Consider the following 24,198-nt stretch of genomic DNA (forward strand, 5'->3'; position numbering starts at 1 on the left):
TTGTCTGCCCCTGATATGGCGCATCGCGGCTCCAACGTCCAGTGACAAGGCGCCGCTGTGTGGCCTTAGGCGGGGGCCAGCGCGGTCACTTCGATTTCAATGCGAAAGATCGGGTCCAGCAACCCGGCTTCGATCATGGTGCCAGCGGGGGGATTGTCACCAAAGGCCTCGCGCAGGATGGGCCAGCAGGGTTCGAATTCGGCCCGATCCGGCAGGATATAGTGAACGCGCACGACATCGGCAAAGCTGGCACCCGCCTCGGCCAGCGCCTTGCCGATGATCTCGAGCGCCGAACGGCATTGCGCCGTCACATCCGCGCCATGCCCCACCGTGCCCGCCACGTGGATGAAACCACCAGCCACAACCGCCCGGCAATAGCCGATCTTGTCCTCATAGGCGCCACCCGAGTGAATTCGACGGATTGTCATGTCACGTTTCCTGTTCCTGAACGCAAAACGCGCGCCTGTCTGGCGCGCGTTCTGGTTGTTGCATCGGCATCGCCCCGGTCATCCGGCGCTGGCCGAATCCTTTTCCGCGTCCGCGTAGATCATCAGCGGCGCCGCATCCGACATCACTGCCTCTTCGTTCACGACCACCTCGGTCACACTGTCGAGGCTGGGCAGATCGAACATCGTATCCAGAAGGATGTCTTCCAGGATCGAGCGCAGACCGCGTGCGCCTGTCTTGCGCTGAATCGCCCGTTTGGCGATGGCGCGCAGCGCATCGTCGGTGAACGTCAACTCGGTATCTTCCAGATCGAACAGGCGCTGATACTGCTTCACCAGCGCGTTCTTCGGCTGGGTCAGGATGGTCACCAACGCATCTTCATCCAGATCTTCCAGCGTCGCCAGAACCGGCAGACGGCCAACGAATTCCGGGATCAGGCCGAATTTCAGCAGATCTTCGGGCTCCAATTCCTTGAAAATCTCGCCAACACCGCGCGCGTCCGGGTCTTTCACGTCGGCGCCGAAACCCATGGCGCTGCCTTTGCCGCGCTGCGCGATGATCCGGTCCAGCCCGGCGAATGCGCCGCCACAAATGAACAGAATGTTCGTGGTGTCCACCTGCAGGAATTCCTGCTGCGGATGCTTGCGCCCGCCCTGCGGCGGCACAGAGGCCACGGTGCCTTCCATCAGCTTGAGCAGCGCCTGCTGCACACCCTCGCCCGACACGTCGCGGGTGATAGAGGGGTTTTCCGACTTGCGCGTGATCTTGTCGACCTCGTCGATATAGACGATGCCGCGCTGTGCGCGTTCCACATTGTATTCGCTGGCCTGTAGCAGCTTGAGGATGATGTTTTCCACATCCTCGCCCACGTAACCGGCTTCGGTCAGCGTGGTAGCATCGGCCATGGTGAACGGCACATCCAGAATGCGCGCCAGCGTCTGCGCCAGCAGCGTCTTGCCGCAGCCCGTGGGACCGATCAGCAGAATGTTGGATTTCGCCAGTTCGATGTCATTGCCAGCTTTCTGGGCGTGGTTCAGGCGCTTGTAGTGATTGTGCACCGCCACCGACAGGACCCGTTTCGCCGTAGCTTGACCGATCACGTAATCGTCCAGCACCTCGCAGATGTCCTTGGGCGTGGGAACGCCATCGGTCGCCTTCAACCCCGAGGCCTTGGTCTCCTCGCGGATGATATCCATGCAAAGTTCGACACATTCATCACAGATGAATACCGTCGGACCGGCAATCAGCTTGCGCACCTCGTGCTGACTCTTGCCGCAGAAACTGCAGTAGAGCGTATTTTTGCTGTCGCCACCCGTGTTCGTTGCCATAGCCTACCTTTCGGCTTCGATATGTCTTCGATGTGTCGCCCTGCCCCGTGCATCGAGGCAGGATTTTCCGGTCCGACTCAGCTTAGGCCAGCCACCGGTGCTCCACAATCGCAAATTGCGCCGCGAACGCCCCTGCGGCCGCGGCGCCCAGAACTTAGCCAGCGCTGGGTTCGGCCTTTTCGCGGTTCTCCACGATCTCGTCGATGTGGCCCCAGTCCTTCGCCTCTTCCGGCGACATGAAATTGTCGCGGTCCAGCGCCTTTTCCACGGCCTTCTTGGTCTGGCCGGTGTGCTTCACGTAGATGTCGTACAGGCGATCCTTCAGCTTTTGCGTCTCGGCCGCGTGGATCATGATATCGCTCGCCTGGCCTTGGTAGCCGCCCGAGGGCTGGTGCACCATGATCCGGCTGTTGGGCAGCGAGAACCGCATCCCCGGCGTCCCGCCTGCCAGCAGGACCGACCCCATCGAGGCCGCCTGACCGATGCAAAGCGTTGAAACCTTTGGCCGAATGTACTGCATCGTGTCATAGATCGACAGGCCCGAGGTCACGACGCCACCGGGGCTGTTGATGTACAGGCTGATTTCCTTGCTGGGGTTCTCCGCCTCGAGGTGCAGCAGCTGCGCCACGACAAGATGGCTCATCCCGTCGTGAATCGGGCCGTTGATGAACACGATCCGTTCCTTAAGCAGGCGCGAAAAGATGTCGTAGGCCCGTTCGCCCCGGCTGGTCTGTTCAACCACCATGGGGACAAGCGTGTTCATATAGGTGTCAACTGGATCGTACATATGTGCGCCTGTATCTAGGTGTGCGGGATCATATCCCGAAAGAAGTTACCCGAGTCTTAGTATCGCTCCGAAGGGGCTGCAAGGGGTGCGCGGCGGTTCGGGCCACCGCAGCGTTAACCATATGTTGTGATTCATGGTGTTGCCATCGCTCGCGCATGGGTTTGAAACAATAATCTCTTGATTCCCGCATCGTTTCCAATTTGGCCAAGCCTTGGCCCGCGGGGGTCTGCGCAAAAGTCCGGGTGGTATTTCGGTCAGAGGTTTACTTCGGTGTCACATCCAGATCGGTCGCCCGCATCCGGATTTCAACCTCTGGCTTGCAATTGGTCATGCACGGCTCGGCGCGCCACAGGTGACGTTCGGCTTTCCCCCGGTCATCGCGGGCAAAACCGTGGCGGTTCGGCATTACGACATTCGGAAGCGTTTTCTCGGTCAAATGGGTATCTGGGCCAACCAGATCATTCGCAGAAAGGATATAGGCAACGAGGGCATAAACGTCGTCCGGTGCCAGTGTCTGTGCGTTGCCATAGGGCATCGAGCGGTTCACGTAATCCCATAGCGTCGGCGCATAGGGCCAGAACGATCCGACGGTTTTGACCGGATCGCGGCTGTCGAGGGTGCCATAGCCCCCAATCAGACCGGGCCAGCGGCCGACCCCTTCGGCAAAGTCCCCATGGCAACCCGCACAAAAATCGGCGAATAGCGCCTCGCCCCGCGACGCCCCGCCCTGCCCTGGCGGCAGGCCGCTGCCATCTGGTGCAACATCGACATCCCAGGCCGCGATTTCGGCGGGCGTGGCCGCGCGACCAAGGCCAAACGGTTGTGCCGCCAGCGACTGCGCGCAACCCGCGGCGACAACGGCAAGGACAACCCTACGAGACCTCGACATTTTCAACGCTTCCATCCGCGCGCATCAACCATGTCTGGATGCCATTGTTATGATAGGTCGAATTCATCCCGCGCGCGGCGTGCAGCTGGGCCTTGGTCGGCTGGACATAGCCGGTGTCGTCGATGGCGCGTGATTGCAGCAGCATCTCGGCCCCGTCCCAGGCTACATCCAGGTAGAACCGGCACAGCGCCATCGGCGCGGGTGGCGCGGCCAGCCGCGCGACCTTCCAGTTCTGCCCGCCATCCAGCGTCACATCGACCCGCGTGATCGCGCCGCGCCCCGACCAGGCCAGCCCCGAAATCACCAGTGGTCCGTCCCCATGGCGCACCGGTGCCTGCGGGCTGGGCGCGGTGATGACCGATTTGGCATCCATCGCGAAGGTAAACTGGCGGCTGATGCCATCGGCCAGCGTATCGGTGTATTTCGACGTTTCCTCGCGGCTGTGCACGGGGGTGTCGCGCACCTCGATCCGGCGCAGCCACTTGATCCAGAGGTTGCCCTCGAACCCCGGCACCACCAGCCGCACCGGATAGCCATGTTCGCGGCGCAGCGCCTCTCCGTTGGCCTTGAAGGCAACCAGCACATCGTCCAGCGCCTTCTTTATCGGGATCGAGCGCCCGTTCGACGCGGCATCGGCCCCTTCGACGTAAACCCATCGGCGCGACGTATCGTACCCGGCCTCTTCCAGCAGAAGACGCAGCGGGACGCCGGTGTATTCCATGTTGTGGATCATGCCGTGGGAATATTGCGCGCCGTTCAACTGGGCGCCCCGCCACTCCATCCCCGAATTCGCGGCGCATTCGCAAAAGGCCACGCGGGTGTCGCGGGGAAAGCGTTCCAGATCGGCGTAGGTGAACACCAGCGGCCGCGCCACATCGCCCATCACCATCAGGCGATAGTCTTCCTTGCGCAGGTCGATAGCGCCGGAATGATGCCTCTCAAACGCGCAGCCCTGCGGGGTGATCGTACCGTCCAGCGCGTGTATCGGGGTGAAACTGACCGAGCTGTAAGCGTCTGCCGTAAGCCAGTCGACCGTGCGGCGCACCACGTCGAATTCATGCGGCGTGGGCAGGCCATAGGGCGCGGCGGCCACCGGGTCGCCCAAATTGCGCGACCACGGTTGAACCTGCGTGATCAGCGTGTCATCAGCCCGCGCCCGCCCCGCAACCATGGCCGCCGCAGCGCCCGTCAGAACGGCCCGGCGCGAGGGAGGGGCCGCGTCACTCATGCCGCGCCGCCGGTCAAATCCCGCTCACCTCGACCGAGGTGTTCGGTTCAACGCGCACGGACCCCAGCTCGCGGATATGGTTTTCCACCACCTCCCAGATCGGCGGGCCCTCGGTGCCTTCGTTCACGCTCGCCCAGCCGGCCACGACATAGGAACTGCTGGCGTCGATCGGGGCGCCGGTGGCCAGCAGCGTCATGTCGGAAATCCGCGCGCCCTGCGGTTGCGATACATCAATGCGATAGCCAAGGCCCCCGGTGCGCACCATGTCGCCGCCCTGCTGGTAATAGGGATCGGGGTTGAAGATGTTGTCGGCCACATCTTCCAGTACGATTTTCAGGAATTCGCCTTTCATTTCCGTGCGATAGGCCTCGGGATAGGAAATCGCAGTGACACCGAAGATATCCTCGCGCGTGATGTCCTGACCGGGCAGAAGGCTGGGCCCCCAGCGCACCCCGGGGCTAAGCGCGATCTGCGCCTCGCGTTCCGACAGCAGCGCGTCGCAGATCACATCGTCCCACGAGCCGTTGAAGTTGCCCCGCCGATACAACAGCGAATCGGTCTGGCCGATCACCTCGGTCAGCTGCGGCCGGAAGGGCGCGCGCTGCGCCTCGATCAGGGCGGCAATGTCCGCATCGGGCGCGATCACATCGGAAAACACCGGGATCAGGCGATGGCGAAAGCCCATCATCCGCCCGTCGCGCACATCCAGATCGACGCGGCTGACGAATTTCCCGTGCGAGCCAGAGGCGACGATGATCGTGTCGCCCACCTGCACCGGTTCGGGCAGCGCGTCGTGGGTATGGCCCGACAGGATCACGTCGATGCCGGTGACGATGCCGGCCATCTTCTTGTCGACGTCCAGCCCGTTATGGCTGAGGCAGACGACCAGTTCGGCCCCCTTGGCGCGCACCTCGTCCACCATCTGCTGCATGTGTTCGTCGCGGATGCCGAACGAATATTCCGGGAACATCCAGCCCGGGTTGGCGATGGGCATATAGGGAAACGCCTGCCCGATCACCGCAACCTGCACCCCGCCGGTTTCGAAGAACTCGTAGGGCTTGAACAGCTCGGCCGGTTCGTCCCATTCGGCGTCAAAGATGTTCTGCCCCAGCGCGGCATAGGGCAGCCCCTGCACGATCTCGTGCACCCTCTCGCTGCCCAGCGTGAATTCCCAGTGAAAGGTCATCGCGTCGGGTTTCAGCGCTGACATGACATTCACCATGTCCTGCCCGGCCGTGTGGTGGCAGGTATAGGACCCCTGCCATGTATCACCGCCATCCAGCAGCAGCGCATCGGGGCGGTCGGCCCGGATGGCATTCACCACGGTGGCGATGCGATCCACCCCGCCCATGCGGCCATAGCCCTGCGCCAGCGCGGTGAAATCGTCATAGGTCAGCGCGTAATGCGCGGGCGAGCCATCGTCGATGCCATAGCGGCGGCGGAAGTCGGCGCCGGTCAGATGCGGCACGACCCCGGCATTGGCGCCAACGCCGATGTTGATTTCAGGCTCGCGGAAATAGATCGGGGTCAGCTGGGCGTGCAGATCGGTCAGGTGGATCAGCGTGACATTGCCGAAGCTGCCGCCGCCGATCAGATCGTCCTGTGTCAGCCGCTGTTGCGCCGCCAGCCGCGACCATCCGCCAAAGCCGGATCCGCCCCACAGCGCCGCCGCCGCCATCGAGGCTTGAAGAAAATCGCGCCGCGAGATCATGGCCCGGCTCCTGTACTGGAAAACCCGTGCCCCGTGGCCTGGCCGCCGGGGCACGGTTGGATCAGTTGCGCACCGAGGGCGCTTCGACCGACAGGCCGTTGCCGCGGCTGGCGACATACAGCTCCAGCGCCACGAATTCGGGGCTGCCGGGGTTGAAGGTTTCGGCGCGGGTATCGCGCACGCAGCCCTTGAACCGCGCGTGGGCGGTGTTCAGCTTGGTGTTCTTCAGCCGGTAGACCGGGAAGCCGTTGATCTGGCCTTGGCTCAGGTGGTCGGCGCGGATCATGGTGCCATAGTTGTTTTCGTGGCAATTCGCGCAGCTGAGTTCTAGCTGACCGAAACGGGTGTAATACAGATCTTTCCCCTGCTCCCAGGTGGATTGCGCGGGCCCGTCGATGGCAACGTTCACCGGCATCCCACGCGACTGCACGGAAATCAGGGATTCCATCGCAACCATCTTGCCGCCGTCGTATTTCCACGGCTCGGCACCCATGCGGGTTTCGCGGCAATCGTTGACCTGCTGCACAAGGGTGCGCACCTTGCCTGCGGCTTCGTTCCACTTGGGATAGACGGCGCGCACGCCGGCCATGCCCTCGGCCACGTCGCCATGGCACGAGGCACAGGATTTGCCCTCGGACCCGTCGACCGTGTCCCAGGCCTCGGCGGCCTGATCCACGAAGACCATCGCCGGGTTGTCGAAATCGTCCATCTGCAACATCCGGGTTTCCGGCGTGCGGAAGGTCCAGCCCGAATAGATGGTGTCGAAGGCGTCGAGATGCGCGGGCGCTTCGGTTTCGGTGACCATCTCGATCTCGCCGTTCACGACCAGCTTGGCGGGTTCGTCTGCCACCACAGAGCCCGCCGCGATCAGGGACAGCGCCCCGCCAATTGCCAGGGCCAGCGCCCCCTTGCCTTGGAACATCCCCGTTCCTCCCCTTGCTTCGGACTAGCCGATGGCGATGGTTTTCTTTTCTTCGTAGACCGACCCGTCGTCGTCATACCAGGTGAAGACGAATTCACCCGCTTCGGGCACCTTGGCCTCGAACTGGAAATAGGGGTTGGTCGAGATCGCAGGCTCCATCGCCACGTCGATCACGGTTTCCCCGTTGAAGGCGCAGGTGAAGCGGTTGATGATCGACCGCGGGATCGTGTTGCCTTCTTTGTCCTTGCGCTGACCGCTTTCCATGTTGTGGCTGATCAGCGTCTTGATGGTGATGGTTTCGCCCGCAGCCACGGTGGCGGGAACCTTCACGCGCGGTTTTACACCGGTTGCCATATCGTTTCTCCTGTCAAGAGCGGGTCGGGCGGATCAACCGCCGCAGCCGCCGATTGTCACCTTCACCAGCTGCGTCGCGCGGGCAAAGCTGCCGTCGGCCATGCGCGCCACGGCCACCACGTCCTGCGTCTTGGCCAGGCGGATGCGGGTTGCCGCGGTCTGGCTGCCGGCCAGCGGGCCAAAGCTGAACTGCGCCACGGGCGGCACCGGGTTGCCGGTGGCGAAGACCACGATTTCACTCGCGCCGGGGGCCGAAACCTCGATCGGCACGGTGTTGCCGTTCTCGGCGATCTCGGGCGCGGTCAGCGTGATGCCGGTGTCAGCCAGATCGGCCCCGCCGGTGAATTCGGCGATCAGGTCATCGGTGGCCGAGGCATTGGCCCGCAGCGGCAGCACCATCATCGCGGCGGCACCCAGGCCCAGCGCCAGCGTTTCGCGTCGTGTGAACTCCATGTCACTCTCTCCTTGCTATCGACCGGCGCGGCCCCGCGGGCCCGCCTGTCGGCATGTCAATCCTTCAGCGTCAGCAGATAGGCGACCACATCCTCGACCTGTTCGGCAGTCAGGATCGGGGTCACCTCGCCCGCGTGGGCCTTGCCGGTGAACTCGTCGCCCAGCCGGATGAAGCCTTCGGTCTTGTAGAAGGCCGGCATCATCGACTCGTCGAACATCATCTTGGCGTTGGCCACGATCCCGCGCAGCTGCGCCTCGGACCAGCGGTCGCCCACGCCATCCAGCGGCGGGCCGATTTCGCCCTGAAACGCCAGATCGGGCAGCGCCGAAACCTGATGGCAGGCAATGCAGTTGCCCGAGCCCTTGTTGATGATGTCCGGCCCGTTTTCGGGATTGCCGGGCGCACCGGTCAGCGAGACGGCCACGGCGCCATCTTCGAACACCACGTCCGACGGCGCGACCACGCCTTCGGCTTGGGCCATCGTGGCCCCCAGCAGACCACCGGCAAGTGCCAGCCACAGTCCTGCGCTCATCCTACCCTCCGTCCTAGCCGCCAGTGGCGGCCCCTTGGCGTTTCAGCTTGGGTGCAAACCTATGACAGAATGCCGCACCCGACGCAACAACAAGGCCATTGATTTGAAAGGGTTAACGCAAGCGGCCCACGTCAGTCGGTTTTGCCGTTGTCGCGTTCCTGAATCCGGCGGGCGTGATAGCGCTGAAAATCCTCGCCATTATCAAGCGCGTATCGCTTTTCATTCACCCAGGTGAACATATCCAGCGTGGTTCCCGGCCCGAAAGCGCCCGGCATCACGGCCACGGCGGCCTCGGGCGCGGTGGCATCCTCGGCCACCTCTTCGGGCAGGAACAGAATCGTCGGGGTGAACAGGATGTTCCAGCGCCGCGCCATGGCCTTTTCGCTCAGCACTTCTCCGTCGAAATCGGTCACCTCGGTGTCGCCATGCAGGTTCAGCTGCACCACAAAGAAGTTCTCGGAGATGTAGCTGTCGATCTCGGGGCGGGGGAAGACCTCTTGATGCATCTTGGTGCAGTAGATGCAGCCGCGCTGCTCAAAGAACAGCACAAGGCGTTTGCCCTCGGCACTGGCCTCGGCCAGATCTTCGCGCAGGTCCTTGAAGGTGTCGCGCATCCAAGGCGTCTTGTGCAGACCGTCATCGCCCAGTTCGGTGGCCCCCGCCGGCAGGGCCATCATCAGCGCCAGCGCGCCGGCAAGCAGATGTTTCATGGTCTCGGCTCCTCGTTCCAAAATCGTTACAGGGTTGGCTTCGGGGTTATCCTACCGCCAGAAACCCGGGAAACCAGCGGATCATCGCATCGGCGATCAGGGCAACGCCGCCGGTGGCGATCAGCACGCCGAACAGGATCAACATCGCGCCCATCGCCTTTTCCGCCCAGGCCAGCGCAGCGCGGTGGCGCTGAACCCAGCCCAGAAAGGGCCGCGCGAACAGCGCCGCCACGATGAAGGGCGCCGTCATCCCCAACCCGTAGGCCAGCAGCAGCAGCGCCCCCTGCCCCACGTCGCCCATGCCGCTGGCGATCATTAGGATCGAGGCCAGCGCCGGGCCGACGCAGGGTGTCCAGCCAAAGCCAAAAGCCAGCCCCATCAGGTAGGCCCCCGCCATGGTCGAGGCTGGCGCGCGCGAGTCGACCCGTGCCTCGCGATACAGAAGCGGCACCTTGATCACGCCAAGGAAGTGCAGCCCGAACAGGATGAGCACCGCCGCCGCGACGTAAGACAGCGGGTCCAGCAGCTGCCCGAACAGCCGCCCCAGCACGCTGGCCCCCATGCCCAGCGCCATGAACACCGTGGTCACGCCCAGCGCGAAGCAGACCGAGGACACCACCAGCCGCCGCTGTGCCCCCGGGGCGATCTGCCCGTCTCCGCGCAGCTCTGCCATCGACAGTCCGCCCATGTAGGACAGGTAGAACGGCACCATCGGCAGCACGCAGGGCGTGAAAAAGCTGAGCACCCCGGCCAGCGCCGCGCCGAGGTAGGTGATTTCGAACATCGGCCAAAGCCCCCGGCGCCGCTTGATTTCGTGGTCGGCGCACCCTACGTGCGCGGTCATGACAAGGTCAACGGGGGGTCAACGAGCCGCATGAAACGGATGTTTGCCGTGCTGGCCGCGCTGATGCTGCCGATTGCCGCCGCCGCGACCGAGCTGGTGATGGTGGAACAGCCCGGCTGTGTCTGGTGCGCGCGCTGGGATGCCGAAATCGCGCCCGCCTACCCTAAAACGGCCGAAGGCAGGTTCGCTCCGCTGCGCCGTGTCGATCTGCGCGCCATTCCCGACGATCTGACGCTTGACCGCCGCGTGCGGTTCACGCCGACCTTCCTGCTGGTGGACGACGGCCGCGAACTGGCCCGGATCGAGGGTTACCCCGGCGCTGATTTCTTCTGGCCGCTGCTGGGTGACATGCTGGCAACCCACGCCGGATACGCCGCGCCCGGCAACTAGGCCCGACTTGCCCACAGGCAATCGCGAACTGTCACACGCCGGTCCGAAAACCTTCATTCCCGTGTTACAGTATGCCGCGAGGAAGTGCGCGCACCGTGCGGCCCGACCGCCGGACAAGAAGCCAGTTTCAGGAGCCAGCACATGTCTCGCAAGGACATCATCCAGAACCCCGAATTCGGCAACAAGGCCGAAGCCTTCGAGGCGTTCGACGACATTCCGACAAACCCCAACCTGTCGCGCACCATCGGTGACGTGATCAACGCCCGCTATGGCCGCCGCGACGTGCTGCGCGGGATGCTGGCCGTGTCGGCCACGACCGCCCTGTTCGGCACGTCTGCCATGGTTGCGCCGCGCCAGGCCGCTGCCGCCGGGTCCAGCCGCTACAACTTTGAAGAGCTGACTTGGGGCAACGACGAAACCCACCACATCGCCGAAGGGTATGACGCCGACGTGCTGCTGCGCTGGGGTGATCCGATCACCGCCGACGCGCCCGAGTTCGACGTGATGAACCAGACCGCCGAGGCCCAGCTGAAGCAGTTCGGCTATAACAACGATTACGTCGGCTTTACCGCGCTGGACGACAGAGGCGACCGTGGCCTGCTGTGCGTGAACCACGAATACACCAACGAAGAGGTCATGTTCCCCGGTATCGGCCGTCAGGACAACCAGAACTTTGCCGCGATGACCAAGGAGTTGGTCGACATCGAAATGGCCGCGCATGGTGGTTCGGTTGTCGAAATCGCCAAGGGCGAGAACGGCAAATGGGCGCTGGTGCGTGACAGCCAGTACAACCGCCGCATCACCCCGCTGACCACCGAGATGGCGATTGCAGGCCCCGCCGCCGGTAGCGACCGGATGAAAACCACCGAGGATCCGACCGGCACCCGCGTCATCGGCACGCTGAACAACTGCGCCGGCGGCATGACGCCCTGGGGCACCTACCTGATGGCCGAGGAAAACTTCCACGGCTATTTCTGGACCGACGCGGTTGACGCCGAAGGCAAGCCCGACCTGTCGGCCCAGGCCGAAGCCGCGCAGATGAAACGCTATGGCGTGCCGGGTCTGTGGTACAACTGGGGCCAGCATTACGACCGTTTCAACATCGACAAGGAACCGAACGAACCCAACCGCTTCGGGTGGGTTGTCGAAGTCGATCCGCGCGACCCGTCGGCCATGCCGATCAAGCACACCGCGCTGGGCCGCTTCCGCCATGAAGGCTGCGAAACCACGGTTGCGCCTTCGGGCCAGCTGGTCGTGTATTCGGGCGACGACAACCGGTTCGATTACCTCTACAAATACGTCTCGACCGGCACCGTGTCCGACGACAACGCCGCCAATTCCGCCCTGCTGGACGACGGCACGCTGTACGTCGCACGCTTTGACGAAGATGGCACCATCACCTGGATGCCGCTGGTGCATGGCGAAGGCCCGCTGACCGCCGACAACGGCTTTGCCAGCCAGGCCGACGTTGTTATCGACACGCGCATCGCCGCCGACTTGCTGGGCGCCACTCCGATGGACCGCCCCGAAGACGTGCAGCCGCGCGGCGATGGCACCGCCTATGTGATGCTGACCAACAACACCAAGCGCACACCCGAGCAGGTCAACGCGGCCAACCCGCGCCCGGAATCGAGCTTTGGTCACATCATCGAGATCAAGGAAGACGCGGGCGACCATGCCGCCACCACCGGCACCTGGTCGATCCTGGTGAAATGCGGCGACCCGTCGCTGGCCGACGTGGGCGCCAAATGGCACCCCGAAACCTCGGCCAACGGCTGGTTCGGTTCGCCCGACAACTGCGCCATCGACGCCGACGGCCGCCTGTGGATTTCGACCGACCAAGGCAGCGGCTGGGGCAAGACCGGCAAATCCGACGGTCTCTATGCGCTGGAAACCGAAGGCGAACAGCGCGGCTTGTCGCGCCTGTTCTTCCGCTGCCCCGTTGGCGGCGAACTCTGCGGCCCCTACTTCACCGACGATAGCGAAACGTTGTTCCTTGCGGTGCAGCACCCGGGGACGGACGGCACCAAGAACTATGCCGGGTTCGAGCGGAATTCCACGTTCGAGGATCCCGCCACCCGCTGGCCCGATTTCGACCCGGCCATGCCGCCGCGCCCCTCGGTGCTGGTGGTGACGAAACAGGGCGGCGGCAAGATCGCGGTCTGATCCGCCCCTGACGTGTTGGAAACGGCCCCGCGCAGACGGGGCCGTTTTTCGTTACGGCCTACTGTCCGGCGCAGTCGGACATGGCCTGCGCCATCGCCCGGATGATCGCCGGATACATACCCGCGCCCGGTTCCTGGTTCACGCCCAGCGGGTCGATCACCGCGATGGTTACCGTGCTTCCTTCCGACGCTGCGTTCAACAGGCGGTCGGTAAACTGCGGCTCGCGGAACGCGCAGGCGACACCACGCTCTTCCATCGCATCGCGCAGGCGGGCCAGACGCGCCGGACTGGGCTGGCTGGCATCCCCCAGGCTGACCGTGCCCGAAGACTGCAACCCAAAGCGGTGTTCAAAATACTGGAACGCGTCGTGAAAGGTGACAAAGCCCAGGTTTTCTTGATCGCCAAGTTGCTGAGCGACTTCTTGTTTCAACTGGTCAAGCTTCGCACGCGCGTCCGAGGCATTGGCGCGGTAGGTATCGGCATTTTCGGGGTCCATTTCAGACAGGCTTTCGGCAATCGCCCCGATCCAGACAGCCGCGTTCTGCGGGTCAAGCCAGGCGTGCGGATCGGTTCCTTCGTGATGGTGCCCGTCTTGGCCATCGTGGTCGTGATCGTCATGCGCTTCGGTGCCATGATCGTGCTCCTCATGGTCGTGGCCCTCATGATCGTGCGCGTCGTGATCGTGGCCTTCATGCGCGTCATGATCCGCATGATCGTGGTTCTCGTGATCGCCGTGGTCGTGATCGTCGTGGTCGTGATCGTCGTGGCCGTGCTCTGCCGCCTTGATCGGGTCCCGATAGCTCAGCACCGTTGTGCCATCGACACCAAGCAGCCGAATGTGCCGCGCCTCGCCCGACAGGGCAGCGGTGGCCTTTTCCATCCACGGAGTCAGCTCTGGCCCGACCCAGACCAACAGATCAGCACCATCCAGCGCCCGCGCCTGCGACGGGCGCAGGGCAAAATTATGCGGAGACATCTCGGGCGGCACGATGGCCTGCGCCGTGTCAAGATCCCCCATCACCATCGCGACCAAAGACTGGACAGGGCCAATGTCGGTGACCACATTGGGCACCTCGGCAACGCATGGCGTGGCACCAAATGGCAGGCACAAAAGCGTCAGAGAACGCAGGAATCGCATTGCAAACCTCGGGGAATTCATTCAGGGACTCACTTGATAGGCAAAATGTTATAACATATCAATCCATGAATTCACCGCCATGAAAGGGCGCCCATGACCGATACCGGAGCAAGCCCGGGATTTCACCGGCACGATCACGCCGCCTGCATCAGCGACACGATGCGCGCGGTAGAAGCGGCCTGCGCGCAGAACCGGTGGCAGCTGACCCCGATCCGCCGTCGGGTGCTGGAAATCCTGCTGGCCGAACATCGTGCGCTGGGGGCCTATGACATCCTGGAAGTGCTCGCCTCGGAAGGTCAGCCCGCGCAGCCACCCGTGGCCTATCGGGCGCTGGATTTCCTTGTGCGCCACGGATTTGCCCACCGGATCGAGCGGCTTAATGCCTTTGCCGCCTGCACCGCCCCCGACCACGATCACGTGCCTGCGTTTCTGATCTGCCGTGACTGCAAGACAGTCGCGGAATCCACCACGGAACTGTCTCAGGGCCGTTTGGGTCAGGCCGCGCGTGACAGCGACTTTACCATCGAACGTGTGGTGGTCGAGGCCGAGGGCCTCTGCCCGCGCTGCCGCGACACTGCCGGGGCGGCCTCATGAGTGCCCAGCCAATGCTGGCCGCACGCGATCTGTCGGTCCGGCTGGACGGGCGCACGGTGTTGCAGAACGTCACGGTCAACATTGCGCCGGGCGAAATCCTGACCATCGTCGGCCCCAACGGCTCGGGCAAATCGACGTTTCTGAAGGCGCTGATTGGCGCCGTTCCCGCCGCATCGGGCCGTGTCGAACGCGCACCGGGTCTGCGCATCGGATACGTGCCACAAAAGCTGGCGATTGACGGCAACCTGCCGATCACCGTGGGGCGGTTCCTGTCACTGCCCCGCGCGGTGCCCAAGGCGCGCGCGATGGAGGTGCTGGAGCGCGCCGAAGTGCCCGAGTTGTACAGCCGCCAGATGACCGACCTGTCCGGCGGCCAGTTTCAGCGCGTGCTGCTGGCGCGTGCCCTGCTGGACCGGCCACAGGTCCTGTTGCTGGATGAGGCGACACAGGGGTTGGACCAGCCCGGGTCCGCCGCCTTCTACGCCCGGATCGAGGAGGTGCGGCAGGATACCGGCTGTGCCGTGGTGATGGTCAGCCACGATCTGCACGTCGTGATGGCCGCCTCTGACCGGGTGCTGTGCATGAACGGGCATATCTGCTGCGAAGGCACGCCCGCCGTGGTGGCGACCGCGCCGGAATACCGCGCGCTGTTCGGCACCGGCACCAAGGGCACGCTGGCACTGTACCAGCACCAGCACGACCACCATCACGGGCATGGCCACCACCATCACGACCACCCGCACGACGGGCACGACCATGCTTGACAGCTTTCTGATCCGCGCCGCCTTGGCCGGGCTTGGCGTGGCGCTGGCCGCCGCGCCTTTGGGGTGTTTCGTCGTCTGGCGCCGCATGGCCTATTTCGGAGAGGCGACAGCCCATGCCGCCATCCTTGGCGTGGCGCTGGCTTTGGGTCTGTCGTTGCCGCTGCTGCCTATGGTCCTGATTGCGGCGCTTGGAATGGCGGCGCTGACCGCCACGCTGACGGGGCGCGGCCATGCGGTTGATACGGTGCTGGGCGTGCTGGCCCATAGCGCGCTGGCGCTCGGGCTGGTCTGCGTCGCGCTGTTGGCCGATGTGCGGCTGGATCTGATGGCGTTTCTGTTCGGCGACATCCTTGCTGTCACCCGCACCGATCTGGCGGTGATCTGGGGTGGCGCGGCGTTGGTGCTGGGGCTGACGTGGTGGCGCTGGTCGGCGTTGCTGACCGTGACTTTGAACCCCGATCTGGCGCGGGCGGCGGGGCTGAATCCGAAACGGGAAGAGGCCGGGCTGATCGTCGCGCTGGCATTGGTGATCGCGGTGGCGATCAAGGTGGTCGGCGTGCTGCTGATCGGCGCGCTTCTGGTCATTCCGGCCGCCGCCGCGCGCCCCATCGTGCGCTCGCCCGAAGGCATGGCAATTGGCGCAGTGGTGGTGGGCGCGGTCTCGGCGCTTGGCGGGCTGTGGGCGGCGTGGTGGTTTGATACGCCGACCGGCCCCAGCATTGTCTGCGTCGCGGCGGCCAGCTTTCTGCTGACCACCGCTGTCGGCACGTTCCGGCGCTAGACGCTTAGCTGGTGCCACCCAGCAGCGCGGCGTTGCCTCCGGCGGCTGTGGTATCGACGCAGAGGTGGCGTTCGCCCATCACCCGCGCCACATCCGGCGCGCCCCGCACCAGCGGCAGGATCGGCCCGTCGCGTTTGGCCAGCGCCTGTTCGATCTGGCGGGCGGTGTTGGTGTCACCCCACCAGATCACGCCGCCGATGCCCTGCGCCGCCGTCAGGCTGGCCGGGTCCAGCGCCCCGTCGGGCACAATGGCCGTGCCGCCCAGCGCCAGCACCGCATCGCTTTGTTCGGCGGCGATCCCCGCCCCCGGCCCCATGCACAGCAAAGGCGCGCGCGGAACATAGCCCAGCCGGTTTGTTTCGCCTGTTGGCCCCGGCAGGATGCGCGGCTCGGGCGGGCGCGGCGTACCTTGCGGCGCGGGCAGTACCCCTTTGGCCATTCCATCCCATCCTGTTGCCGTTTCACGCACCGGCACGGCACAGAACCGGCCAAGGTAGTGCGGCCCGCCCGCCTTGGGCCCGGTGCCCGACAGCCCCTCGCCGCCAAACGGCTGGCTGCCGACAATCGCACCGATCTGGTTGCGGTTGACGTAGAGGTTGCCCGCGTGAACCTGCTCGGTCACATGCTGCACCCGGTCGTCGATCCGGGTTTGCAGCCCGAAGGTCAGCCCGTATCCGGTGGCGTTTATTTCGCCGATCACGCGGTCCAGCTCTCCCGCACGAAAACGGGCGACATGCAGCACGGGGCCGAAAATCTCGCGCTTCAGGGCGCCGATGCCCGGAACCGCAATCAGCGTGGGCGCGACAAAGATGCCGCCTTGGGGGGCCTGCAACTCTTTGATTACGCGGCCTTCGTGGCGGGCGATGTCGATGTGGTCGCGAATGCCGGCGCGGGCGGTTTCGTCGATCACCGGGCCGCAATCGGTGCTGAACAGCCACGGATCGCCCAGCGACAGCGCATCCATCGCGCCTTGCAGCATCTTCAGCAGATCCTCGGCGATGTCTTCCTGCACATAGAGGCAGCGCAGGGCCGAACACCGCTGGCCCGCCGATTGGAAGGCGGATTCGACAATCGCCTGCACCGCCTGTTCCGGCAGCGCGGTCGAATCGACGATCATCGCGTTCAACCCGCCGGTTTCCGCGATCAGCGGCGCACCCGGCGCCATGTGCTGCGCCATGGCCGACCGGATTTTCAGCGCCGTCGCGGTTGATCCGGTGAAAGCCACACCGCCCACGCGCGCATCCGACGTCAGCGCAGCACCCACCGCGCCACCACCGGGCAGCAGTTGCAGGGCCGAGGCCGGCACGCCCGCCTCATGCAGCAGCGCGACCGCGCGATGCGCGATCAGCGGCGTCTGTTCCGCCGGTTTTGCCAGGACCGCGTTGCCACAGGCCAGCGCCGCCGAGATCTGGCCGGTAAAGATCGCCAGCGGAAAGTTCCACGGGCTGATGCAGGTGAACAGACCCACAGGCTCGGCCTCGGGGCGGTTGACGGCATAGTAGCGCAGAAAATCCACGGCTTCGCGCAGTTCGGCCACACTGTCACGCAGGGATTTGCCCGCCTCGCGCGCCAGCAGGGCAAACAACTCGCCAAAGTGTTCCTCGTAGAGATCCGCAGCGCGGTTCAACACGGCGGCGCGCTCTTCGGGGCTGGCGGCCCAGGGAGTCGCTGCCCCTAGCGCCGTTGCCACATCGGCCGCGCTGGCCGGGGCGACGGTGCCGGGGGTATCCTGTGCATCGGCGGGGTTTTCGACCGGCTGCGCGGGGTCGGCCGCAACCGGACCAGCCAGCAGCGGCGCCGCCTGCCAGCTGTGGGTGTGGAACGCCTCGCGCGCCGTGTTGACGCGGGCCAGCGTGGGCGCGTGGGACAGATCGAACCCCTGCGAATTCGCGCGCTCGGGCTGAAACAGCTCGGTTCCCTTGCGCAGGGTCGGCGCATTGGCCTCCAGCGCTGCGAACGGGTCGGCGGCCACGGTTTCCGGCGGGACGGTTTCATCGACGATCTGGTTCACGAAGGAACTGTTGGCGCCGTTTTCCAGCAGCCGCCGCACCAGATAGGCCAGCAGATCGCGGTGCGCGCCAACCGGCGCGTAAATCCGGCAGCGCGTGCCGTTGCGCGTTTTCACCAGCGTATGCAGCGTCTCGCCCATGCCGTGCAGGCGCTGGAACTCATAGGCCTGGGGGTCGTCGGCCATGTGCAGGATCGCGCTGACCGTGTGGGCGTTGTGTGTGGCGAATTGCGGGTAAATCCTGTCGGTCATGCCCAGCAGGCGGCGGGCATTGGCGATGTAGGACACATCGGTCGCCGCCTTGTGCACGAAGACGGGGAAACCGTCGACGCCTTCGACCTGCGCGCGCTTGACCTCGGTGTCCCAATAGGCGCCCTTGACCAGCCGCACCATGATCCGGCGGTCATGCCGCTGGGCCATGTCATAAAGCGCGTCGATGGCAGCCCCGCAGCGCGGGCCATAGGCCTGCACCACCACGCCGAACCCGTCCCACCCCGCCAGCGCGGGTTCGGCCAACACCGTGTCGATCACCTCGAGCGAGAGCGCAAGGCGGTCCGCCTCTTCCGCGTCGATGTTCAAACCCATGCCCGCGGATTTCGCCAGCAGTGCCAGAGAGCGCAAACGCGGCACCAGATCGCGCATCACGCGGGAATGCTGGGCCACCTCGTAACGCGGATGAAGCGCCGAGAGCTTGACCGAAATGCCGGGGTTCTCGCGGATATCAGACGCGGTACAGGCCCGCGAAATAGCGGAAATGGCGCGCGAATACGACAGGTGATAGCGCGCGGCATCGGCCTCGGTGCGCGCAGCCTCGCCCAGCATGTCATAGGAATAGGTAAAGCCCTTGGCCTCCATCCCGGCGGCACGTTTCATCGCGCCTTCGATGGTTTCGCCCAGCACGAACTGGCGGCCCATCTCGCGCATGGCGCGGCCCACAGCGGTGCGGATCACCGGCTCGCCCAGCCGCTTGACGGCGCCGCGCAGGGCGCGGAACGGCGCGGGGCGGTCTTCGTCCAGCACGCGGCCCGTCAGCATCAGCGCCCAGGTCGAGGCATTGACCAGCGAACTGGCGGAATGACCCAGATGCTTGCCCCAGTCCGACGGCGCGATCTTGTCCTCGATCAGCGCGTCGATGGTTTCGGCGTCGGGCACGCGCAGCATCGCCTCGGCCAGACACATCAGCGCGATGCCCTCGTCGGTCGACAGGCCGTATTCCGCCAGAAACACCTCCATCAGCCCCGGGTCAGAGGCATTGCGGATATCGCGCACCAGCGTCGCGCCGGCCTGCACGATGGCGGCGCGATCTTCGGTCGAAAGCGCCGCGCGATCCTGCAACTCTGTCAGGATCTCGGTCTGGTCGGCGTATTTGAGCTGGTCGATGGCGTATATATCGGTCATGCGGGCCTCTCCTGGTGCATTTTCAGGGTATAGCCGCATTTCTACGGGACATTGACCTGATCTTGAGATATTCACAGGCCAATCGACTTATTATCGGCGAGATAGCGATGCAAAACGACTGGAATGATCTGGATCGCCACGACCGGGCAATCCTGTCTGTTCTGGCGAGCGACGGACGGCTGAGCGTGGCCGATCTGGCGCGCCACATCGGGCTGTCGAAATCGCCCACGCAGGCGCGGCTGAAACGGCTGGAAACCCAAGGATTCATCCGGGGCTATCGCGCGTTGATCGACCCGATCCGGCTGGGTCTGGACCTGATCGCCTTTGTCGAAGTGCGCCTGGTCGACACTCGCGAATCCGCGCTGGCCGAATTCAACGCCGCCGTCGCGCGGATCGGCGAGATTGAACAAGTCCACCTGATCGCGGGCAACTTCGATTATCTGATCAAGATTCGCGCCCGCAACATGACCGAATACCGCCGCGTCCTGGCCGAAAAAATCTCGACCCTGCCGCATCTTGCCGGTACCTCGACCTATGTGGCCATGCAGGCAGTGAAAGAAGACGGCCTGCCCGATCTGCCGGTTTGATCGCGTTATGGCGCTTGTGAGCGGCGGTTGCGGTTGCTATCCAAGCGCCACGCGGGCGTGATGGAATGGTAGACATATCGGACTTAAAATCCGAAGGGCTTTGCCCGTGTGGGTTCGAGTCCCACCGCCCGTACCACGCCTGTGTCATCGAGCCCGCCTTTTGAGCACGCGGAAGCGTCGGAAGGGGGCTCTGCCCCCGTCCCTGCGGGACTCCCCCGGGATATTTTTGTCCCAAAGAATGAAAGTATGGGCGCGGCCGGTTTCCTGACTTGACCGGTGTGGGATTTGGTCGCAGCGTGCGGCCATGTTTCCGATCCGCGACCACAATCCGTCGGGGCGCAGGCCCTATGTCACCTATGCGCTGGTGGCGGCGAACATCCTGATTTTCCTGAGCTATGCCGATCTGATCGGGAATGGGCGCGCGATCTGGCAATTCTATGCGCAATGGGCGATCATTCCGGCGCGTATCACGCAGGGGGCCGAGCTGCATACGCTGTTCAGCTCGATGTTCCTGCACGCCGGGGTCATGCACCTGGGCGGCAACATGCTGTTTTTGTGGATCTTTGGCGACAACCTGGAAGACGAGATGGGGCACCTGCCCTTTCTTGGTTTCTATCTTACCTGCGGGGTCGGGTCGGGGCTGGTGCATGTCGTGGCAGGCCCGTTGTCACCGGTGCCAACGGTGGGCGCGTCGGGTGCGATTGCCGGGGTCATGGGCGCCTATCTGCTGCTTTATCCCAAGGCGCGCGTTGACGTGTTCTTTTTCTTCATCGTCTTCTTCAAGATCATCCCGATGCGCGCTTGGGTGATGCTGGGGGCATGGTTCGCGCTTCAGGTGTTCAACAGTGTCGGGTCTGACAGCGAAGCGGGCGGCGTGGCCTATTGGGCGCATTCCGGCGGGTTCGTCATTGGGTTGCTGTTGGCGCTGCCGCTGTGGGTGCGCCGGGGCGGACCGCGGTTCTGGAGCCAGACCGAGGGCCATCCGCCGCATCCGGAAGCAGACTATACCTTCGTGAAATCCAGCATCCCGCGGGTGCCCCGCCGTTAGCCGCGGATGACCTTGGCGAAGCTGGCAAAGATCGCCTCGTTCGCGGCGACGACTTCACCGTCGCTCAGGATGTCGCCGCCCTTGGTCATCGGCTCGGCCAGACCACCGGCCTCGCGCAGGATGATGAGCCCGGCCGCGATGTCCCAGGCGTGCAGGCGGCGTTCCCAGAAACCGTCATAGCGCCCGGCCGCCACATAGGCGAGATCGAGCGAGGCCGCGCCCCAGCGGCGCACGCCGGCACAGGCGGGCAGCAGGCGGCCCAGATCCTTGAGCGTGGCTGGCAGATCGGCACGACCGCCGAAGGGCAGACCGGTGGCGAAGATGCTTTCGATCATGCGCGAACGGCCCGAAACGCGCAGGCGCTGGTCGTTCATCCAGGCGCCGGCCCCTTTTTCGGCAAAGAACATTTCATCCTTGGCGGCGTCGAACACCACACCGGCCACGATCTGGCCCTTGTGTTCCAGCGCGATCGAAATGGCCCAATGCGGCAGCCCATGCAGGAAGTTGGTGGTGCCATCCAGCGGATCGACAATCCAGCGGCGGGTCGGGTCTTCGCCCTCGGTTTCGCCGGTTTCTTCGCCCAGCCAACCATAGGTCGGGCGCGCGCCCATCAGATCTTCCTTGATGATCTCTTCGGCGGCGGTATCGGCGCGGCTGACGAAATCGCCCGCGCCTTTCATCGAAACCTGGAGGTTCTCGACCTCGCGGAAGTCCTTGACGAGCGAACGGCCCGCGCGACGCGCGGCCTTGATCATGATGTTGAGATTTGCGCTGCCAATCATTGCCCGGACTCCTGAAACGATCAGCCCCGGCCTATACGCACTGCGACCCGTCTTGCCAAGGGCCGCAACGTCGCGTCCTTTCGCGCGGCCCGACCTTGCCAAGCGCGTGAACTGCCTCCACCGTTGCGCCAAGCATATCAGGAGGAGAGCGACATGAGCGAACAGATGTACCGCGTGGCCCTGGCCAGCCGCCCGGAGGGGGCGCCCAAGCCCGAGAATTTCCGCTATGAGCCACAAGAGATGCCCGTGCCCGGGGATGGCGAGGTGCTGGTGCGCGTGCACTACATGTCTCTGGACCCGTATATGCGCGGGCGCATGGATGACGCCGAGAGCTATTCCGACCCGGTGCCTGTGGGTGGCACGATGGAAGCCGGCGGCGTGGGCGAGGTGATCGCGTCGAACAGCCCGCATTTCAAGCCGGGCGATTTCGCCTTCGGCATGTTCGGCTGGGCCACCCATGGCGTGCAGCCCGCCAAGATGCTGCGCAAGATCGATCCGGCACATGGGCCGATCACAACCGCGCTTGGCGTGCTGGGGATGCCGGGGCTGACGGGGTGGTTCGGCCTGATGGAACATGGCAAACCGAAGGCAGGCGAAACGCTGGTGGTCGCGGCGGCAACCGGGCCGGTCGGCTCGATGGTCGGGCAGATTGCCAAAGGGCTGGGTCTGCGCGTGGTCGGCGTGGCCGGCGGTGCCGACAAGTGCAGGATGGCGGTCGACACCTTTGGTTTCGATGCCTGTCTGGACCATCGGGCCTATGACACCGCTTCGGATCTGCGGAAAGCGCTTGCGGCAGAATGCCCGGATGGAATCGACATCTATTTCGAAAATGTGGGCGGCAAGGTGCTGAGCGCGGTTCTGCCGCTGATGAACCGGTTTGGCCGTATTCCGATCTGTGGCATGATCGCGTGGTACAATGCGGGCGGATTGGGCTCGGGCGCGCAGGATCCGGATGTGACCGGGCCGAAGCTATGGCGCACGATCCTGGTGAAATTCCTGTCGGTGAACGGCTTCATCATCTCGAACCACTTCGACCGGATGGGCGAGTTCCTGACAACGGTTGGCCCCAAGGTCGCCAATGGCGACGTGGCCTATGTCGAAGATATTGCCGAAGGTCTCGAGAACGCACCAAAGGCGTTCATGGCCATGCTGAAAGGCGGCAATACCGGCAAGCAGATCGTCAAGCTGATCTGAGCCAGGTCGGGGGCGCTGCCCCACACCGCCGAGAGCCGGCAGTAGACAAATCGGGGGCGCTGCCCCCGTCCCTTCGGGACTCCCCCGGGATATTTGGCCCCAAAGAAATTGACAGTCTCCCTGCTTCTTTGGGGGTCAAATATCCCCGCCGGAGGCTCGCGCGTCAGCGCGAATTTGCTGTGACGGCCAAGGCCGCTTTGGCATCTTCAAAAGAAATCGAATGCGGTTTCAGATTCTCGGCAAGCATGCGGGCGGCAATCGCCATGCCCCAATCGTTTGCCGGCGTGGGGACGCCATGCAGGCGGCCGAGCAGGCAGATTTCACCGTTCAGGTAGTCGGTTTCGACGGATCCGGTGCCCCGTTCGAAGCTTTGGGTGGTGGAGCTTCCCGGGCGCTGCGTTCCGGGGATCTCGGTGACTTTCATGACCGTCGTGCGGCGCGGGTCATTGCTCCCCATATCGCGAGCGTCGATACCAGCTGCCTCCAGCACGGTGCGGGCCTCTGCGCGCATTCTCTCGGCGATGGGTCGCGCGCCTTCCCCGATCGCAGCTTCGGCGATGTTATGAAGGTTCATCAGTAGCTTGCCGTATTTCGAGGCCATCACATCCTCAACCGCGTATCCACCGAACCCTGCCTTTTCAAGCGCTTCGGCAAGCGCATGGTCGGCAGCGTCAAGACCTTGCGGATACCGCCCGATGTCGAAGTAGCCGGGTTTGGGCGCGCCGTGGCACAGCACCTCTCCGGGGGTCAGGAATGTAGCGGGCAGCATCACCGTCACCGCATGCACGTTGGCAAAGCGGCGCAACGTCTGGCGTTCGTTGTCGACGCCATTCTGGGCGCAGAAGATCGGCTGATCCGTCACGCCCGCCGCGACCAGTTGATCCAGCGCCGCCGCGGTATGCTGGCCTTTCACCGTCATCACCACCGCGTCATCGGGGCGCCAGTCGATCTGGTCGGGGCTGGCAACGCAGGAAAAACGCGCGTGGGTGTCACCCATCGGGGTGCGCAGCGTCAGCCCGCCGTCGCGGATCGCCTGCAACTGCGCGCCGCGCGCGATACCGACAACCTCTTGCCCTGACGCGGCAAGTGCCACGGCCAGTGTTCCGCCGACGGCGCCGACGCCCATGATGATGATACGCATT

General features: G+C 64.4%; 24 protein-coding genes and 1 tRNA gene. 9 read left to right on the top strand and 16 right to left on the bottom strand.

Annotated elements, in window-relative coordinates:
* Nucleotides 1–65 precede the first annotated feature (65 nt).
* The 12 genes from FGK64_RS03575 to FGK64_RS03630 form a co-directional block, all read right to left on the bottom strand.
* Nucleotides 66–428, bottom strand: coding sequence for a RidA family protein (locus tag FGK64_RS03575; protein ID WP_138862408.1), 363 nt, complete (start codon nt 426–428; stop codon nt 66–68).
* 78 nt (nt 429–506) lie between these two features.
* Nucleotides 507–1,775 (bottom strand): ATP-dependent Clp protease ATP-binding subunit ClpX, encoded by a 1,269-nt coding sequence (clpX, locus tag FGK64_RS03580; protein ID WP_138862409.1) that lies wholly within the window; start codon nt 1,773–1,775, stop codon nt 507–509.
* A gap of 154 nt (nt 1,776–1,929) precedes the next feature.
* Nucleotides 1,930–2,562 carry an ATP-dependent Clp protease proteolytic subunit gene (locus tag FGK64_RS03585; protein ID WP_138862410.1) on the bottom strand — a complete coding sequence of 211 codons (633 nt, stop codon included), beginning with the start codon at nt 2,560–2,562 and terminating at the stop codon, nt 1,930–1,932.
* Between the two features lie 262 nt (nt 2,563–2,824).
* Entirely contained in the window at nt 2,825–3,451 is a 627-nt protein-coding gene (locus tag FGK64_RS03590) for a c-type cytochrome (protein ID WP_138862411.1), read from the bottom strand.
* Nucleotides 3,435–4,679 (bottom strand): sulfite dehydrogenase, encoded by a 1,245-nt coding sequence (gene soxC, locus FGK64_RS03595; protein WP_138862412.1) that lies wholly within the window; start codon nt 4,677–4,679, stop codon nt 3,435–3,437. The genes FGK64_RS03590 and soxC overlap by 17 nt, the downstream gene beginning before the upstream one ends.
* A gap of 13 nt (nt 4,680–4,692) precedes the next feature.
* Nucleotides 4,693–6,390, bottom strand: coding sequence for a thiosulfohydrolase SoxB (gene soxB / locus FGK64_RS03600; RefSeq protein ID WP_138862413.1), 1,698 nt, complete (start codon nt 6,388–6,390; stop codon nt 4,693–4,695).
* 61 nt (nt 6,391–6,451) lie between these two features.
* A complete protein-coding gene (gene soxA / locus FGK64_RS03605) occupies nt 6,452–7,312 on the bottom strand; it encodes a sulfur oxidation c-type cytochrome SoxA (RefSeq protein ID WP_138862414.1) in 861 nt (286 codons plus the stop codon).
* Nucleotides 7,313–7,336: 24 nt separating this feature from the next.
* Entirely contained in the window at nt 7,337–7,666 is a 330-nt protein-coding gene (gene soxZ / locus FGK64_RS03610) for a thiosulfate oxidation carrier complex protein SoxZ (RefSeq protein ID WP_138862415.1), read from the bottom strand.
* A 33-nt stretch (nt 7,667–7,699) separates the two neighbouring features.
* Complete coding sequence (gene soxY, locus FGK64_RS03615) at nt 7,700–8,119, bottom strand: thiosulfate oxidation carrier protein SoxY (RefSeq protein ID WP_138862416.1); 420 nt, start codon at nt 8,117–8,119, stop codon at nt 7,700–7,702.
* 56 nt (nt 8,120–8,175) lie between these two features.
* Nucleotides 8,176–8,652: a sulfur oxidation c-type cytochrome SoxX gene (gene soxX, locus FGK64_RS03620; protein ID WP_138862417.1), complete on the bottom strand. Its 477-nt coding sequence runs from the start codon at nt 8,650–8,652 to the stop codon at nt 8,176–8,178.
* A 131-nt stretch (nt 8,653–8,783) separates the two neighbouring features.
* Nucleotides 8,784–9,362 (bottom strand): thioredoxin family protein, encoded by a 579-nt coding sequence (locus tag FGK64_RS03625; protein ID WP_138862418.1) that lies wholly within the window; start codon nt 9,360–9,362, stop codon nt 8,784–8,786.
* Between the two features lie 46 nt (nt 9,363–9,408).
* A complete protein-coding gene (locus FGK64_RS03630; RefSeq protein ID WP_138863049.1) occupies nt 9,409–10,146 on the bottom strand; it encodes a cytochrome c biogenesis CcdA family protein in 738 nt (245 codons plus the stop codon).
* 90 nt (nt 10,147–10,236) lie between these two features.
* Here FGK64_RS03630 and FGK64_RS03635 point away from each other — a divergent pair, with 90 nt between their 5' ends.
* Nucleotides 10,237–10,596, top strand: a complete 360-nt coding sequence (locus FGK64_RS03635; protein ID WP_138862419.1) for a thioredoxin domain-containing protein — start codon at nt 10,237–10,239, stop codon at nt 10,594–10,596.
* Between the two features lie 141 nt (nt 10,597–10,737).
* The gene (locus FGK64_RS03640) at nt 10,738–12,762 is read left to right on the top strand and encodes a PhoX family protein (RefSeq protein WP_138862420.1); all 2,025 of its coding nucleotides are present in this window, start codon (nt 10,738–10,740) and stop codon (nt 12,760–12,762) included.
* Between the two features lie 58 nt (nt 12,763–12,820).
* Here the strand turns inward: FGK64_RS03640 and FGK64_RS03645 are convergent, their stop codons facing one another.
* Nucleotides 12,821–13,900, bottom strand: coding sequence for a zinc ABC transporter substrate-binding protein (locus FGK64_RS03645; protein WP_138862421.1), 1,080 nt, complete (start codon nt 13,898–13,900; stop codon nt 12,821–12,823).
* Nucleotides 13,901–13,993: 93 nt separating this feature from the next.
* Here FGK64_RS03645 and FGK64_RS03650 point away from each other — a divergent pair, with 93 nt between their 5' ends.
* From FGK64_RS03650 to FGK64_RS03660, 3 genes are read left to right on the top strand one after another with little or no spacing between them, the layout of a single operon-like run.
* Nucleotides 13,994–14,494 carry a Fur family transcriptional regulator gene (locus tag FGK64_RS03650; protein ID WP_138862422.1) on the top strand — a complete coding sequence of 167 codons (501 nt, stop codon included), beginning with the start codon at nt 13,994–13,996 and terminating at the stop codon, nt 14,492–14,494.
* On the top strand, nt 14,491–15,258 hold the full coding sequence (locus tag FGK64_RS03655; RefSeq protein ID WP_138862423.1) for a metal ABC transporter ATP-binding protein: 768 nt from the start codon (nt 14,491–14,493) through the stop codon (nt 15,256–15,258). The genes FGK64_RS03650 and FGK64_RS03655 overlap by 4 nt, the downstream gene beginning before the upstream one ends.
* Nucleotides 15,251–16,039, top strand: a complete 789-nt coding sequence (locus FGK64_RS03660; protein ID WP_138863050.1) for a metal ABC transporter permease — start codon at nt 15,251–15,253, stop codon at nt 16,037–16,039. Before FGK64_RS03655 ends, FGK64_RS03660 begins: the two co-directional genes overlap by 8 nt.
* Before the next feature lie 4 nt (nt 16,040–16,043).
* Here FGK64_RS03660 and putA read toward each other — a convergent pair whose 3' ends face one another.
* The gene (putA, locus tag FGK64_RS03665; RefSeq protein ID WP_138862424.1) at nt 16,044–19,445 is read right to left on the bottom strand and encodes a bifunctional proline dehydrogenase/L-glutamate gamma-semialdehyde dehydrogenase PutA; all 3,402 of its coding nucleotides are present in this window, start codon (nt 19,443–19,445) and stop codon (nt 16,044–16,046) included.
* Nucleotides 19,446–19,552: 107 nt separating this feature from the next.
* Here putA and FGK64_RS03670 point away from each other — a divergent pair, with 107 nt between their 5' ends.
* The 3 genes from FGK64_RS03670 (at nt 19,553) to FGK64_RS03680 (ending at nt 21,080) form a co-directional block, all read left to right on the top strand.
* Nucleotides 19,553–20,032 (top strand): Lrp/AsnC family transcriptional regulator, encoded by a 480-nt coding sequence (locus FGK64_RS03670; RefSeq protein ID WP_138862425.1) that lies wholly within the window; start codon nt 19,553–19,555, stop codon nt 20,030–20,032.
* Nucleotides 20,033–20,083: 51 nt separating this feature from the next.
* A tRNA-Leu gene (locus FGK64_RS03675) sits at nt 20,084–20,168 on the top strand.
* Between the two features lie 168 nt (nt 20,169–20,336).
* Nucleotides 20,337–21,080, top strand: coding sequence for a rhomboid family intramembrane serine protease (locus FGK64_RS03680; protein WP_138862426.1), 744 nt, complete (start codon nt 20,337–20,339; stop codon nt 21,078–21,080).
* Here the strand turns inward: FGK64_RS03680 and FGK64_RS03685 are convergent.
* Nucleotides 21,077–21,862, bottom strand: coding sequence for an inositol monophosphatase family protein (locus tag FGK64_RS03685; RefSeq protein WP_138862427.1), 786 nt, complete (start codon nt 21,860–21,862; stop codon nt 21,077–21,079). The two genes, FGK64_RS03680 and FGK64_RS03685, sit on opposite strands and share 4 nt — an antisense overlap.
* A gap of 153 nt (nt 21,863–22,015) precedes the next feature.
* Between FGK64_RS03685 and FGK64_RS03690 the strand changes: the two genes are divergently transcribed.
* Nucleotides 22,016–23,056: an NADP-dependent oxidoreductase gene (locus tag FGK64_RS03690; RefSeq protein WP_138862428.1), complete on the top strand. Its 1,041-nt coding sequence runs from the start codon at nt 22,016–22,018 to the stop codon at nt 23,054–23,056.
* Nucleotides 23,057–23,219: 163 nt separating this feature from the next.
* Here the strand turns inward: FGK64_RS03690 and FGK64_RS03695 are convergent, their stop codons facing one another.
* Nucleotides 23,220–24,197 carry a ketopantoate reductase family protein gene (locus tag FGK64_RS03695; RefSeq protein WP_138862429.1) on the bottom strand — a complete coding sequence of 326 codons (978 nt, stop codon included), beginning with the start codon at nt 24,195–24,197 and terminating at the stop codon, nt 23,220–23,222.
* Nucleotide 24,198 lies beyond the last annotated feature (1 nt).

The sequence above is a fragment of the Arenibacterium halophilum genome (genome assembly GCF_005938225.1).
GTDB classification, from domain to species: domain Bacteria; phylum Pseudomonadota; class Alphaproteobacteria; order Rhodobacterales; family Rhodobacteraceae; genus Arenibacterium; species Arenibacterium halophilum.